The 15407-nt window shown below is 43.7% G+C and carries 13 protein-coding genes; 7 read left to right on the forward strand and 6 right to left on the reverse strand.

Annotation, left to right across the window (positions count from 1 at the left end; all coding sequences use genetic code 11):
* Positions 1-80 precede the first annotated feature (80 nt).
* Positions 81-1529 (reverse strand): YfcC family protein, encoded by a 1449-nt coding sequence (locus tag ASU00_RS14500; RefSeq protein WP_057914188.1) that lies wholly within the window; start codon positions 1527-1529, stop codon positions 81-83.
* A gap of 282 nt (positions 1530-1811) precedes the next feature.
* Positions 1812-2537 carry a DUF4261 domain-containing protein gene (locus tag ASU00_RS14505; RefSeq protein WP_057914189.1) on the reverse strand — a complete coding sequence of 242 codons (726 nt, stop codon included), beginning with the start codon at positions 2535-2537 and terminating at the stop codon, positions 1812-1814.
* A 264-nt stretch (positions 2538-2801) separates the two neighbouring features.
* On the opposite strand from ASU00_RS14505, the gene ASU00_RS14510 reads away from it, so the two are divergent.
* On the forward strand, positions 2802-3518 hold the full coding sequence (locus tag ASU00_RS14510; protein ID WP_057914190.1) for a YebC/PmpR family DNA-binding transcriptional regulator: 717 nt from the start codon (positions 2802-2804) through the stop codon (positions 3516-3518).
* Between the two features lie 99 nt (positions 3519-3617).
* Here ASU00_RS14510 and ASU00_RS14515 read toward each other — a convergent pair whose 3' ends face one another.
* Entirely contained in the window at positions 3618-5021 is a 1404-nt protein-coding gene (locus tag ASU00_RS14515; protein WP_057914191.1) for a polysaccharide deacetylase family protein, read from the reverse strand.
* A 185-nt stretch (positions 5022-5206) separates the two neighbouring features.
* Here ASU00_RS14515 and ASU00_RS14520 point away from each other — a divergent pair, with 185 nt between their 5' ends.
* From ASU00_RS14520 to ASU00_RS14530, 3 genes are all read left to right on the forward strand, one after another.
* On the forward strand, positions 5207-5722 hold the full coding sequence (locus ASU00_RS14520) for an RNA polymerase sigma factor (RefSeq protein ID WP_057914192.1): 516 nt from the start codon (positions 5207-5209) through the stop codon (positions 5720-5722).
* Positions 5707-6576: an anti-sigma-V factor RsiV gene (gene rsiV, locus ASU00_RS14525; protein ID WP_057914193.1), complete on the forward strand. Its 870-nt coding sequence runs from the start codon at positions 5707-5709 to the stop codon at positions 6574-6576. Before ASU00_RS14520 ends, rsiV begins: the two co-directional genes overlap by 16 nt.
* Before the next feature lie 548 nt (positions 6577-7124).
* Positions 7125-8615 (forward strand): peptide MFS transporter, encoded by a 1491-nt coding sequence (locus tag ASU00_RS14530; RefSeq protein WP_057914194.1) that lies wholly within the window; start codon positions 7125-7127, stop codon positions 8613-8615.
* A gap of 332 nt (positions 8616-8947) precedes the next feature.
* Here ASU00_RS14530 and bioA read toward each other — a convergent pair whose 3' ends face one another.
* The 3 genes from bioA to ASU00_RS14545 are packed head-to-tail and all read right to left on the reverse strand — an operon-like array spanning position 8948 to position 11597.
* The gene (bioA, locus tag ASU00_RS14535) at positions 8948-10330 is read right to left on the reverse strand and encodes an adenosylmethionine--8-amino-7-oxononanoate transaminase (protein WP_057914195.1); all 1383 of its coding nucleotides are present in this window, start codon (positions 10328-10330) and stop codon (positions 8948-8950) included.
* Positions 10327-11034 (reverse strand): dethiobiotin synthase, encoded by a 708-nt coding sequence (gene bioD, locus ASU00_RS14540; protein WP_057914196.1) that lies wholly within the window; start codon positions 11032-11034, stop codon positions 10327-10329. Before bioD ends, bioA begins: the two co-directional genes overlap by 4 nt.
* Positions 11013-11597, reverse strand: a complete 585-nt coding sequence (locus tag ASU00_RS14545; protein ID WP_057914197.1) for a biotin transporter BioY — start codon at positions 11595-11597, stop codon at positions 11013-11015. The genes bioD and ASU00_RS14545 overlap by 22 nt, the downstream gene beginning before the upstream one ends.
* 278 nt (positions 11598-11875) lie before the next feature.
* On the opposite strand from ASU00_RS14545, the gene bioF reads away from it, so the two are divergent.
* From bioF to modA, 3 genes are all read left to right on the forward strand, one after another.
* Complete coding sequence (gene bioF / locus ASU00_RS14550) at positions 11876-13066, forward strand: 8-amino-7-oxononanoate synthase (RefSeq protein WP_057914198.1); 1191 nt, start codon at positions 11876-11878, stop codon at positions 13064-13066.
* A 34-nt stretch (positions 13067-13100) separates the two neighbouring features.
* Complete coding sequence (bioB, locus tag ASU00_RS14555) at positions 13101-14093, forward strand: biotin synthase BioB (RefSeq protein WP_057914199.1); 993 nt, start codon at positions 13101-13103, stop codon at positions 14091-14093.
* A 477-nt stretch (positions 14094-14570) separates the two neighbouring features.
* Positions 14571-15374 carry a molybdate ABC transporter substrate-binding protein gene (gene modA / locus ASU00_RS14560; RefSeq protein WP_057914200.1) on the forward strand — a complete coding sequence of 268 codons (804 nt, stop codon included), beginning with the start codon at positions 14571-14573 and terminating at the stop codon, positions 15372-15374.
* Positions 15375-15407 lie beyond the last annotated feature (33 nt).

Raw genomic sequence — 15407 nt, forward strand, 5'->3', positions numbered from 1 at the left:
GTCGTCCAATTAGCAATTCCGAGATGAGCGCACACTAAAGCAACGCCAAAGTGTCGTTGCTTTAGTGTCTTGCACTATCTTTAACCATTCCAGTGAATGGATTGGGCGATGATCAAGAAAGCGCCAGAAATGAGGAACCAGATAAAAAATAAGGGGAGGTAAAAGCGCACCCATTTTTGCCACGCAACTCCTGCTAGTGCAAGGGTGGCCATGAAGTAGCCTGATGTTGGATATAATATATTGCCGATTCCGTCTGCCAATTGATAGGCTAACACGGCTGTTTGTCTTGTAACGCTGATGATGTCGGATAATGGTGCCATGATGGGCATGGTAACCAGAGCTTGACCACTTCCGGATGGGACTAATAGACTGAATAGCATTTGGACAATAAACATGCCGATGGCGCTAAATACAGCAGGGAAGTCCCCGACAAGATTACCGAGGCTATGAACGATCGTGTCCATTACTTGACCATCCTCCATAACAACAGCGACAGCTCTTGCGACACCAACTATGATAGCGCCGACCAAAACCTCCCGAAACCCTTCATTAAATCCTTCGCAAATTTCGTTGATGTTTAACCCGGCGATCAGGCCAACAACGATTCCCATAATGATGAAAAGCCCTGCCATTTCCAACATGAACCAGCCTTTCGCCAAAACGCCATAAACGAGGAGAATCAAAAAGCCAAACAAGGTAATTGAAGCAATTTTCTGTTTATTGTTCGCCTTATATTTTTCAGATTCAGGTTTATTCAGAAATTGCCTCCGTTTGTCCTTGTCCTCATCCCATACAAAACTATATACGGGATTTCCTTTAACCTTTTTAGCATAGCGCATGATGTAAGCGGTCCCTGCGGTAAGGAAGATGATAAAGGCGATTATCCTCAGCTCAATACCAGAGTATACGGGGAGTCCTGCGATTTTTTGACTCAAACCGGTGTTGATGGGGTTAAGGAATCCTGTCATGAATCCAGCGGTAGTTGCTACTAATGCTACAGAGACGGCAACCATGGAATCGAATCCCAAGGCAATCATTAGAGGGAGGATGACGGGAACATACACTAAGCTTAATTCCTGTGTGCCGATCAAACTGCAAATAATCGCAAATGCTGTTGTGAGGATAGGAATCAACAGCATACTTTTCATCGCAAATCGCCTTGCTAATCGATCCACTCCGATTTCAATCAATCCTGTTTTACGAAGTACAGAAAAAATTCCTCCGACGATGAAAGTGAAAAAAACGACCTCTCCGGCAGCAATCAAGCCCTTCGGAATAGCTGTCATGAATTCGACTGGCGTAATAGGTGACTGTTCAACGGTTTGATAGGAGTCTGGATTGATCGTGAGCCTGCCCTCCGGACCGGGAATTCGCTCATATACTCCAGCTGGAACGAAATAAGTGGCGATTGCGGCAAGTGAGATGAAAATGAATAATATGACATAAATATGTGGCATATTAAACTTCTTTTTTTTGAATGGAGTCACTTCATCAATACGAACCATTTTTTTTGAATTTTCTAAAGTCATTCTTTTTCCCCCATCATCTTTAGTGAATGATTCGCCGATAAATTACTGGATGCATTTTGATGTTATATTATGTGACGTATCTTGTGAGGTATTTATTACATAATAAGTTAATGATAACCGAATGTCATTGTTCATGTTCACTAAAAAAAGAACGGGACAATTAGCTAATGTGAATAATTGGAAGGGGATACTGAAATGGGGGCGGAGTGTTTCTAAACTGTAATCTTAAAAAAAATGGACAAACCAATATGATCGGTTTGTCCATTTTGCGAAATAGGAGTTTTATTTACTTTCTCCTAAATTCCATAATCCAAATGGGTTGTAGAAGGGGTGATCCTCTTCATACCTAAAATCCTGAAGGCTTGTTAATGTGAAGTCAGGGGCATCTTGACGAATGCTAAAGGTTTCACCGTTCGTAAAGAGAGGCCGTTCACCGACATGGAAATAATTGAATGTGTTGAGCAGGGCAGCTGCCTCTTTCGGACTCATTGTGTTGAGGGTGACGGCATCTGGAAGCCCAAAAGCTTTCATTCCGTAAGAACAGTAATAATCTTCCTCGCCTATGATCGTGACGAAGTGGGCATAAACGGAGAGAATATCAGGGCTATGATGAAGCTTTAGCCAATCTTCCTTCGAATGGGCCATTCCGCTTGTTTCGATTTTCACGGCCAATCCGCCTGCCCTAAGGATGGCTGCCCCCGCATCGATCAAATCCGCAACAGTTCCGGTGCCGGATATTTCGGCTAGTATATAAACGGTAAAGGTATGGTCGTTGATTTCGGCTAGTAAGGTTTCTGGAAAACTTCCTTTACTGGCGTAGGAAAAGGTCTCTTTTAAAGCTGGTTCATAATCCTGGATCTGCGCCTGAAATGTAATGTTCTTCTCGCTGTTGTGAAAAATATTTCCGGCTAACAAATACCCTTCGCTTGTTGAAGCGACCGTTTGGATCAATTCCGTCCGGCTCTTCCATTTTCCGGGTATCCCGATGATGATTTGATTTTCCGTCATGAATCTCTCTCCTTTCCAATCACTTCATACTATACCAATCTTGATGTTTACCATAGCATTTTATGAAACGAAGCGCCAACCCGTCCAGTTAAGCCAGCTTTATATGGTCCCAGAACTTTTTCAAATATATACAATTGATGTATAATATAATCTAGTAAATGTATGGTCGACCTCGGGAAGGTTTCCCATTGCGGGTTACCTAGGAGGCCAGTTATCATCATAAGCTATTCGCATATATTCAATGATGAAAGAGAGTGAAATATAATGGGTCGTAAATGGAATAACATTAAAGAAAAAAAAGCGTCAAAAGATGCAAATACAAGCCGGATTTATGCTAAGTTCGGCCGGGAAATTTATGTAGTGGCAAAACAAGGTGAACCTGATCCGGAATCCAATCAAGCGTTAAGGGTCGTGCTTGAGCGTGCCAAAACATACAATGTACCGAGAGCGATCATCGACCGTGCGATTGAAAAAGCAAAAGGCGGTTCGGAAGAGAGCTATGACGAACTTCGTTATGAAGGCTTCGGTCCAAATGGATCAATGGTCATCGTGGACGCATTGACAAATAACGTCAACCGGACGGCATCTGATGTACGTGCGGCATTCGGGAAAAACGGCGGGAATATGGGTGTCAGCGGATCTGTCGCTTATATGTTCGATGCAACGGCGGTAATCGGGATCGATGGTAAAACGGCCGATGATGTACTTGAACTATTGATGGAGGCCGATGTTGATGTACGCGACATCATTGAAGAAGAAGAAGCGGTCATCGTTTATGCCGAACCTGAGCAATTCCATGCTGTGCAACAAGCATTCAAGGATGCGGGAATCAACGATTTTACAGTGGCGGAGCTGACCATGCTTGCACAAAACGACCTAGAACTTCCTGAGGATGCACAGGCGCAATTCGAAAAAATGATCGATGCCTTGGAAGACTTGGAGGATGTTCAACAAGTTTACCATAATGTCGATCTTGGGTAATAAAAAGACGGTGCGGACCTTTGCCATTTATCAAAGGTCTGCTAATTTTATTTGCATGCAAAAGAGCCTGGTCCGAACGGACAGGCTCTTTTCACTTGCTTATTCATTTACGGAGATTCCGGAAAGTTCACGGTCCTTCTGTACCTTTTCCAATTCCGAAATGGTGACCATTTGATAGCCCTTGTCGTGAAGCTGTTGAATGATTTTCCCTGCAGCTGCAGCGCTGGTTTGGTAAATATCATGCATCAATATGACTTTGCCATCTTTGGCTTTGCTCATCACTTTGTTCACGATTTTCTTTTCATTGCGGTATTTCCAATCTTCGGGATCGATATCCCAAAGCACGACCTTCAAATCATCCATATCTTCACGCACATTGTCGTTAATCGCTCCATATGGAGGACGGATCATCTTTGGCTTAGAACCTGTCGCTTTATCTATGGCGTTCTGGGTGCTTTGGATTTGTCCTTTAACCTTTCCATTGTCCAAGCGCGTCAGCTGCGGATGATCCCATGAATGGTTGCCGATCTCGTTCCCTTGTTCCAGCATTTTATGCAGAACCTCCGGATAATGCTGAACACGGTTTCCAAGCACGAAAAAGGTCGCATGTGCATCATGTTTTTCCAGAACCTTCAGAATGGACATCGTATGACTAGGGTGCGGGCCGTCATCGAACGTTAAGGCAATGACCTTTTTGGCTGGATCAATCCATTGCTTCTCAGGCAGCTTGGCGACAATATGCTTAGGCTGCCATTCCTTTACACGATCCTCATTCAACTCTTTACTTTGATATGAATCTAGCAAACTATCTTTAAAAAGCTCCTTATTGATGGCGATCGTTCGAACCTTGGTTGAGTCGTCGGTTTTAACGTAGAAAACAAGCGTATCTTTAAAGATTGAAAAAGAATCAAAGTTGGCTGCCGTCAGTCGTTTTTCCTTTTTAATGAGACTCTTCGAAATGCTATCTTCTTCTCTCGCGGTTAGTTCCTCAAAAACAATTTCGGATAAAACGGATAGATAGTCAGTATCCGGGGCAAAAATGTTTTCTAAGGAGAGTTTCTGCTCGGATGGGATGTCATACGTGAAGATTTTTGATTCGCTATGCTTCTTTCCTTCCACCTGTTCATATTTATCAAAGGAAATGGTGAAGGTTTGCTTGCTGAAATGGAGGATCGTATAAGTGAGGTTAAGCTCTGACGCTTTTACGTCGGAGGACTTCCATTTCATTTCATAATCCTTGATTTCTTTCTTTATGTAAGCTTCTAGTTGTTTGTCTATATTCTCTACATGAATAACCGGCCTGCTCACTGAATATCCGCCTTTCGTATTGTCCTTTACATACGTTTGGATATCAGCTTCCGGGTAATTTTCATCTTTGGTATAGGCCGAAACGGTTTTCTTTTTATCAAAAGCAAGGCTTTTGATGGCCAATCCCATCGTACCGATTGCGGCTGTTAAACAAAATAGAAAAATAAAGACTTTTTTATAATTTAATCTCCTCATGTTGCACTCCACCTCGCTAATAATTCTACTATATAGACGCGGCAAAAGTCTTAAAAGTTTGTAAAATTTTTCATTAATTCATATGAAAATATTTCCTTATGAAATATCAAACTTTTATTACCTTACAGGCGTCTATCCTTTGTACCTAGGATACGTAATTTAAATGTAAGGAGCTCTTTCATGCAATGAAAAATCTAGATATAAATCAGTTGTTAGCCGCCAGGATTACCGAACGGCAAGATAATTTGTACAGACTTGCTTTTTCCTATGTGAAGAATCAGGAGGATGCACTTGATATCGTCCAAGAATCGATCAGGAAAGCGCTGGTCTCCAGCAATAAAATCAAGGACGTGTCATCCATCGATAGTTGGCTTTATAAGATCATTGTCCGAACGGCACTTGATGTCTTGCGCAAGAAAAAGAAGCTGACCGTCGCCGATGATGAAACAATCGAATACTTGCGCCGCGGTGAGGAAGATCACTACCCTGATCTTGATTTGCAAAAGGCGCTGGAAGGACTTTCGCTCAAGTATCGAACGATAGTCGTCCTGCGCTTTTTTGAGGATCTGAAGTTGGAAGAAATAGCAGAAGTTCTGGAAGAAAATGTGAGCACGGTTAAGACGAGGTTATATAAGGCACTGCAGCTATTGCGGACCAAGATGACTGAACAGGGGGAAACGAAAAGATGGAAAAAGAATTAATGAATCTGCGTGATGAGTACCTTCAAACACCGATTCCCAAGGAATTGAAAGATGTCGTTCAGGCAGCTCTGAATGAAAAGCCAAAGAAGAAACCAAGGCTTGGCAGAAACATCTTGATGTCAGCGGCTGCAGCCCTTCTTATTATGACAGCATCCGTAAATGTAAGTCCGGCAGCGGCGAAAGCGATGAGTGAAATACCGTATATGGAAAAGGTCATAAAAGTGATTACCTTCGTCGAATGGAAAGAAGAAGATAATAATTCCTCGGCCGTCATCAGGACTCCGGCCATTTTGGGACTCGAAAATGAACAATTGGAAAATAGCCTGAACGACAAGTATTTATCGGAAAGTAAGCAGCTCTATAAGGAATTCACCGACTCGATGTCAAAATTGAAGGAAGGGGAAAAGGGAGATCTTTCGGTTGAAAGCGGGTATAGCATCTTGACCGACAATGAAACGATATTATCCGTACAGCGTTATACGGAAAGGATTTCTGCCTCCAGTTCCACTGAAAGTCAATTTGATACAGTCGACAAGAAAAACGAAGTGCTATTGACATTGAACAGCCTATTCAAAGACGATCGCTATCTACAGGTGATCAGCAACAACATCAAGGAACAGATGAAGCAGCAGATGGCAGCGAATCCGGATACGATATATTGGGTCGGAAATGATGATGTTTCGGCATTTAAAAGCATTGATGAAAAGCAAAGCTTCTATATAAATAAGGACGGCAAACTTGTCATCGCCTTCGACAGCTTTGAAGTTTCCCCTGGATATATGGGGGAGGTCGAGTTCATCATCCCGACCAACGTCATCTCAGGACTGCTTGTCGGAGATCAATACATTCATTAGATTGAGCTTAAAAAGACAAACCAACTTTACCTGACTACAGGAACCTTGGTTCGTCTTTTTTTTGTGCTAAAATCCATCTGACCTTTGCTCCAGCTTCATCTTTTCCGTTTCCAAAAGAAAGTTTTCATGCTTAAGTTTTTCAAGCTCCAATTGATCCTTGAGCATATTGTGTTTCATCTTTAATTGTTTCTCGAAATGGCAAGTATGGGAATTTGCCTCCTACGTTATCGTTTACTTTCATTATTCGGGGTAAAAACGGTTTTGGCTGGGTTTCTTCAAGTTCGCATGATCTATTTTCGAAAGGTCAATAATTAGTTCATGGTTATAATAAAAAGATATCTTTGGTCATACAGGGCGAGAAGTTAGGGCAATATATTATAGAAGGACGGAGTCTTTTTACCAAAAATCCTTTCGGGACTTGATGAGTATAATGCGAAAAAAAACCCCATTACATAATAATTTATAAATTAATTATTTAAATATACTAAATATTTATTTACAAAGCGGAAAATAAAAGTTATTATACAATAATAAAAGGAGGGCTAGGTATGGCAACGATAAATAAACAGAAAATTGTGGATAGTGTACCTCAAAATGGGTTTTTTGGTAATCCGAAGGGATTATTCACACTTTTCTTTACTGAGTTCTGGGAGCGATTCTCCTATTATGGCATGAGGGCCATTCTTGTTTATTATATGTATTATGAAGTTTCAAAAGGGGGATTAGGCCTTGATGAAACGACGGCCCTTGCCCTTGTATCCATTTATGGATCATTAGTTTACATGTCAGGTATAATTGGCGGTTGGCTCGCCGATAGGATTTTCGGGACTTCGAAAGCCGTATTCTACGGGGGAATCTTGATCATGCTCGGACATATCGTCCTTGCTCTGCCAGGCAGTCTCTCCATGTTCTTTGTTTCCATGGTACTTATCGTTCTGGGTACTGGACTATTAAAACCAAACGTCTCCAGCATTGTCGGAGAAATATACGCGGAAAATGACGAACGCCGGGATTCCGGTTTCAGCATATTCTATATGGGTATCAACGCAGGGGCATTTATTGCACCGCTTGTTGTTGGTTCTGTAACGGGCTACAGCTTCCACCTTGGCTTTGGACTAGCGGCAGTTGGTATGTTAGTTGGTCTAATCGTCTTTGTTGCAACAAAGAAAAAGAATCTTGGTCTTGCTGGAACGATTCCTGCAAATCCGTTATCACAAGATGAAAAGAAAGCGACATTCACTAAACTTGGAATTGCTGCATTGGTTATAGCTGCCCTCATCGGCATCAGTGCCTATGCAGGAATCTTGACGATTAAAACCTTTATTAATCTTGTAGGTATCCTAGGTATCGTTATCCCGACACTTTATTTCATTTTCATGTATCGCAGTCCGAAAACGACTTCCGTTGAACGTTCACGCTTGATTGCCTATATTCCTTTGTTCATTGCAGCAGTCATGTTCTGGGCGATCCAAGAGCAAGGTGCAACAATATTGGCAAATTATGCAGACAAACGCACACAGTTGAACTTTGCCGGAATTGAAATAAAACCGGCGTGGTTCCAATCATTGAACCCTTTGTTCATCATCACTCTTGCACCAGTATTCGCCTGGTTATGGATTAAACTAGGAAAGCGCCAGCCTTCCATCCCGAAAAAATTCTCGTTAGGCTTGGTGTTCGCCGGTTTATCATTCCTGGTGATTTTGCTTCCTGTTTATTTCGGCGGATCAGACTCATTAGTCAATCCACTATGGCTTGTACTAAGCTACTTCCTAGTCGTACTTGGTGAGCTTTGTTTATCGCCGGTTGGACTTTCAGCAACGACTAAATTGGCTCCAGCTGCCTTCTCGGCACAAACGATGAGCCTATGGTTCCTGGCAAGTGCAGCGGCGCAAGCATTGAACGCGCAAATCGTTAGATTCTACACTCCGCAAACCGAAATGGCTTACTTTGGCATAATCGGTGGTGCTTCAATCATCCTTGGACTGGCCCTGCTGGCCTTATCACCAAAGATTCAAGGTTACATGAAAGGCATTCGCTAATACTTAGCAAGCAGCAAAAGAAAGATGACCTCTGAATTAATCAGGGTCATCTTTTTTGTTATATCTCGTGCACTGCAACTTCCTGCTTGATCGATTCATTGAAAAAATCATTTATAGGTGTTTTATGGGTAGGAGGAAGGAAGTATAAGTATGAGCTACTATTGAGAAACGCCAGGAGAGTCGGGTCCAAACCTAAAGGTATTGAAATGCCATCTTCACCTGTATGGAGTCCCGATCATATAAAATCAGCATATGTCCTTCGTATTTCAAGGTGGTTCGTGAAGAAAGCAAGGAACCGGAATGAGCCCTGCACTTCCGGTTCTTTGCAATTTTTAGTTTGCTGCTTGGATCAATCCTTTATCGATGGCTACTTCTTGTATCGAGCGGTAAACCGTGTCGACCATGGTATTCAATTCCTCTTCAGACATGGCTAGGATCGGCATCATCGTGATGACGGCGCCAAGCTCCCGGATGATTAGGCCGTTTTCCCGTGCCTTCACGATGATTTCGGATACGACGTTCTCTTGAAGCGAGAACGTTTCTTTTGTTTGGCGGTCTTTGACGATCTCCACTCCTATCATCAGCCCGCGCTGGCGGATATCGCCGACAATGGGAAGTTCGTATAGTGCCTGCAGTTTGTTTGTCAGTTGTCTTGATTTCACCTGGATGTCATGGATGAGCCCGCGCTCCTCCATCAGCTCGATATTCTTCAGCGCCAATGCGCAGGCTAGCTGGTTTCCTGTATAGGTGTGGCCGTGATAAAAGGTTTTATGCTCCTCACGCTCCCCCAAGAAGGAATGAAAAATCCGTTCGTTCATGATGGTTGCCGCAAGCGGCATATAACCACCAGTGATCCCTTTGCCCATGCACATGATATCAGGGACGACATCTTCTTGCTCGCAGGCAAACATCGTACCGGTGCGTCCGAATCCTACGGCCACTTCGTCACAAATCAAGAGGATATCATACTGCTTGCATAACATTTCGACTTCTTTCAAAAAGCCATCTGGATGGGTGACGATGCCAGCCGCTCCTTGAACAAGCGGCTCGATGATCAATCCGGCAATTTCCGCGGATTGCTGCTGCAATAGCTTTTCCAGTTCATTCAAACAATGGTTTTTCACTGCTTCATTTTCTCCGTATTCAGTCATGTGATAGGCATATGGTGAAGGGACGGAGATGCGTTCGAATAAGAGGGGTTTGAAGATTCTATGATATAGGTCCATTCCGCCCACGCTTACAGCTCCAACAGTATCTCCATGGTATGCTTCGTCAAGGGAGACGAATTTGTTTTTATGCCGATGCTTGTCGGGATCGATATTCTGCCAATATTGATAGGCGACTTTAAGGGCGATTTCGACAGCCGCAGATCCCGTGTCAGAGTAGAAGACCTTCGATAAATCACCTGGTGTGATCTCCGCCAGTTTTTTTGCCAGCAAAATCGATGGAACATTTGCAGATCCGAGCAGCGTCGAGTGCGCGATCTTGTTCACTTGTGCAATAAGGGCGCCGTTGAGCTCCGGTTCATTATGGCCGTGGACATTCACCCATAAGGATGCATAGCCGTCGAGATAGCGATTGCCATCCACATCGATCAGGTAGCTGCCCTCACCGCGCTCGATGATTAATGGCTTGCTTTCGCGATATGTTTTCATTTGGGTGAACGGGTGCCAGACATATTCCTTATCCCATTGCTCCAATAAGTAATTGTTCATCCTTTGAACACCTCTTTCAGTTGTGAGATATATCCTTGGTCACCTAGGAGATCAAGGGTTTGCGTTCTTAAGTCTTTTCTAACATCGGCAAAGGTGGGAAGGCAGGCAAGACGCTTGAGACCTGTCAGTTTTTCAATCGTTTTGATATTGTCGCGATGAATCAGATTGTCTGGCCGGTAATGGTTATAAGCAATCGTTTTAACGCAAACATCATGGCTGCGGGCATAAGATTGTGCCGTCACGACTTGATGAATCGCACCTAATCCACATGTCGATACGAATATGACAGGCATGCCGCAATCCTTGATGAAATCCTTCGTCATATAAAAATCATGCTTTCGTTCAATGAGTGGTACCGCCAATCCGCCTGCACCTTCGACGAGCACGATGTCATACATGCCCTCAAGCTCATGGACCCTTTCCACGGCTTTTTTCTCATCGATTGATTGTCCTGTCAATTTAATCGCCAAATGCGGAGAGGTTTCGGGTTCAAGGGTGTAAAACCCTGGATTCTTAACACCGAGTTCTTGCTCGAACCAGGAAATGTCCGGGTATGTATTGTTTTCTTCAATGATTCCGGTTTGGAAAGGCTTGAATATCGTGACGCTTTTCCCCAATGCTTGAAGCGATAAATAAAGGGCACTCGTGATGATCGTCTTCCCTATATCCGTTCCGGTTCCGGTTATAAAGTAGGCTTGGCCCATGGACGATTCAGCTCCTTTACGTTGATATATCTTGATAGGCGCGGACGTACTTGCTGTATGATGACGGCACATAGAATGCACAGCAATAAATCCCCGGGTGCCGGTATTAAGAAGCCGTAAAGCACCGTTTGATAGAGGGAAAGCGGCGCTTCCGAGATCCACTTCATTGCTCCATACAGCCAGATGCAGCCGAATAAGTAAACGGTTAGCAATGTGGCAGCATTAGCAAAGAAAATGGAACGGATCGTCGAGAGATTGAAACGGTTGATCAGCCATCCGTTTACATAAGCTCCAAGAATATATCCGAGCAAATAGCCGAAAGTGGGTTTGAATAGGTAACCAAATCCCCCGCCCTCCGCGAACACCGGCACCCCGATCAGTCCGATTCCGACGTAGCATAATATACTGAGTGACCCAAGGCGGGGCCCAAGCAATGCGCCTGCCAAGTAGACAGCCAGAATCTGCAGCGTGAATGGGATGTACGGGACAGGTATTTTAACGGCGGCGCCAATTGCCGTTAGCGCAGTAAAAAGGGCCACATAAGAAATCGTTGTCGCTTTCAAGTCAATAACCTCCTTTTTTTTAAAAATGGCAGGAAAAATGCCCACTACTAGTTTGCCTGATGGATAATTTATATGTCAACTATTATATTATTTAGTTAACATATAACGCGATTAAAAGGAGCGAAAGGAAAATAGTGAGAATTAGTGGTTGGAAAATAGTTTATTTGTATGATATCATTCGTAAATATGTTAACTTTTTTATTTTAAAGTTTACATATAAATAGATTGGGAGGTTCGTTTATGGTCGGACGATTGATGAGTGACGAGGTTAATGCGGGATGATTTGGGAGCAGGAACTGGCAGCGCTAAAAGAAAATGGATTATATCGGCAACTACAATCGGTTGAAACGCTGAATGGTAATGGACAGGCTTTGGTGAATGGACAGAAAATGTTGATGTTCGCCTCCAATAATTATTTAGGACTTGCCCAGGATCAACGAGTGATCGAGGCATCGATACAGGCGACCGAAAGATTCGGAACAGGCTCGACTGGCTCCCAATTGACCACTGGCCATTCCATTATCCATGAGAAGTTGGAAACTAAACTGGCACAATTCAAGCAAACGGAAGCGGCGATATTGTTGAATACAGGATATATGGCGAATATGGCAGCATTGACGACCATTGTAGGTAAAGGTGATCTCATCTTATCGGACGAAGGCAATCATGCGAGCATCATCGATGGCTGCCGTCTATCACGCGCGGAAACCGTAATATACAGCCACGCTGATTTAGACGATTTGGAAATGAAGCTGCAGAGCAATCGAGGCTTCAAGAGAACCTTGATCGTGACCGATGGCGTTTTCTCGATGGATGGTGATATTGCTCCGCTCCCTGGCATCGTCGATCTTGCCGAACGCTACGGAGCTCTGATCATGGTGGATGATGCACACGCGACTGGTGTGTTGGGCAAGGACGGCAGGGGAACTTCCGAGCATTTTGGATTGAAGGGGAAGGTGGATATCGAGATGGGGACACTATCGAAAGCGATAGGAGCGGAAGGTGGTTTCCTTGCAGGAAGCAGGTCATTAATAGACTTTATCTTAAACAAAGCAAGGCCATTCATCTTCTCTACCGCTTTATCACCAGGTATAGTGGCCGGTGCATTGGCTGCCGTGGAAATCATCATGACCGAACCTGAACGCAGAGAGCACCTTCAATGCATGAGTCGGCGGCTTTATGAAGAATTAATCTCCCTAGGCTACACCGTTACGGGGGGAGAAACGCCGATTCTTGGCATCATTTGCGGGAAACCGGAGCAAGCTACGCTCCTTTCGAAGGACTTACATAAGTACGGAATTTATGCACCAGCGATACGCCCGCCAACAGTGCCGATTGGGACTTCCCGCATTCGTCTCACCTTAATGGCGCAGCATCAGGAACCACATATTGATCACGTGATATGTGCGTTCAAAGCAATCATTTCCAATGATAGAGATAATAGAGAAATGACGGTACCAATTGGATGAAATGATAACAGTTAACAGAGATGAGGGATTGAATATGGAAACATTAGTAAGTGATTGGAAGAGGTTAGCCGAAAGCGTTATCAGGGGATATAAAGTGACAGCAAAAGAGGCTTTATCCATCGTACAAGCCCCGGACGATGAGGTTTTGGAAATTTTGAATGCAGCTTACCTCATCCGCAGGCATTACTATGGCAAAAAGGTCAAATTGAATATGATCATCAATACGAAATCTGGTTTATGTCCAGAGGATTGCGGCTACTGCTCGCAGTCGATTGTCTCGGAGGCACCAATCGAGAAATATGCGTGGCTTACGAAAGAAAAAATTGTCGAGGGTGCGCAAGAATCGATCCGCCGTAAAGCAGGCACATATTGCATCGTTGCCTCCGGACGGCGTCCAACGAACAGGGAAATAGATCATGTCATTGAAGCCGTAAAGGAAATCCGCGGAACGACCGATCTGAAAATCTGCTGCTGCCTAGGCTTCCTGAATGAAGAACATGCCGTAAAACTAGCAGCTGCCGGGGTTCATCGTTACAATCACAACCTGAATACATCACAGGAAAACTACGGGAAAATAACCTCGACACACACCTATGAGGATAGGGTGGATACAGTCGAAGCTGTGAAGGATGCTGGAATGTCGCCATGCTCAGGTGCCATTTTCGGTATGGGGGAATCCGAAACGGAGGCAGTGGAAATCGCTCTTTCCCTTCGCAATCTGGATGCGGACTCGATTCCTTGTAATTTTCTCAATGCGATTGACGGCACGCCGCTTGAAGGAACTTCCGAGCTGACACCCACTACATGCTTGAAATTGATTTCAATGATGAGATTCGTTAATCCAACTAAAGAAATCCGTCTAGCCGGCGGTCGTGAAATCAACCTCCGATCGATGCAGCCCATGGCCCTTTACGCCGCCAATTCCATCTTTGTCGGTGATTATTTAACGACAGCCGGTCAGGAACTGACTGCAGATTGGGGCATCATCGAAGATCTAGGGTTTGAAATTGAAGAATGTGCCCTTTAGGGTCTGATGGAACCATCGATAGCAAAATGGAAGGCCGCCGTTGCAGGCCTTCCTCTTCAAAATGCTTCGTGAATGCCAGAGCCTGTCCGCGAAATTTCACAATTACCTAAAGCATCGATCTCCGCTTGAAAATAATGAGTTCCTCGCTTGTTGAAGCTTTTAATAAAACAACGTCGTAGCGTTGGATCGTTTCCTCGTTTTCATGCCCTTTAAGGTTTTTAGTAGGAATCTTGATGCTCCGTAACTGATCAAGGTCAGCTCCTCGTTGTTTACATCAGACCAGTTTGAATGGTGACGTATAAGCCATGAGATTAAGCAAAATGCATGGATATCCATCAAGATTTTTTTATAAGGAAGATTGTATTCCCCGATAAGGTAATTTTTAAAGAAAGGAGGATTGATTAAATCCGCAAATTGTTTTCTATCTAATAATACATAGTTATAATTAGTTATTACTAGATGAAAGGAAGAATGACTTTGAAAAAATTACATTTCTTGATTTTTGCAATGCTGCTGCTTGTTTTTATCGGTACGGGCTGCTCGAATGATGAAGGCAAAAACGAGACACAGAAAGACGGCAATCAAGTCGAGTTGACGGTTTCCGCAGCTGCTAGCTTGCAGGATGCTTTAACGGATATAAAGACCGCCTTCGAAAAGGATCACCCAAATGTGAAAGTTAATTTTAACCTCGGTGCCTCGGGAGCCCTTCAGCAACAAATTTCACAAGGTGCACCTGTTGACCTTTTCTTCTCAGCCGCAGAAGATAAATTTGAAAAATTAGTAGACGAAGATCTTATCGATGAGAAGAATAAGATAAATTTAGTCGGCAATCAGCTGGTGCTCGTCGTGCCAAAGGATTCCGATAAGGACTTGCGATCGATTGCTGACCTCACAAAGGCAGATAAAGTTTCAATCGGTACACCTGAATCTGTCCCAGCCGGGCAGTATGCGAAGCAAACATTGGAAAACAGTAACCTCTGGAAAGAGATTGAAGACAAAGTCGTATACAGCAAGGATGTCAGGCAAGTGCTCACATATGTAGAATCGGGAAATGTCGACGCTGGACTCGTTTATAAAACGGATGCACTCAGCTCATCCAAAGTTAAGCTCGTCGCAACAGCCAAGGAGAACCTGCACGACCCAATCATCTATCCCGTAGGAATAATCAAGGAAAGCTCACACCAAAAAGAAGCACAGCAATTCTATGACTATCTCCAAACGCCAGCATCCATGAAAATCTTTGTGAAATCCGGATTTGAAGATTTGAATAATAAAAAATGACCACCAATTTGGTGGTCATTTTTTATTGTTTCA

This window comes from Peribacillus muralis (assembly GCF_001439925.1).
GTDB classification, from domain to species: Bacteria; Bacillota; Bacilli; order Bacillales; family DSM-1321; genus Peribacillus; species Peribacillus muralis.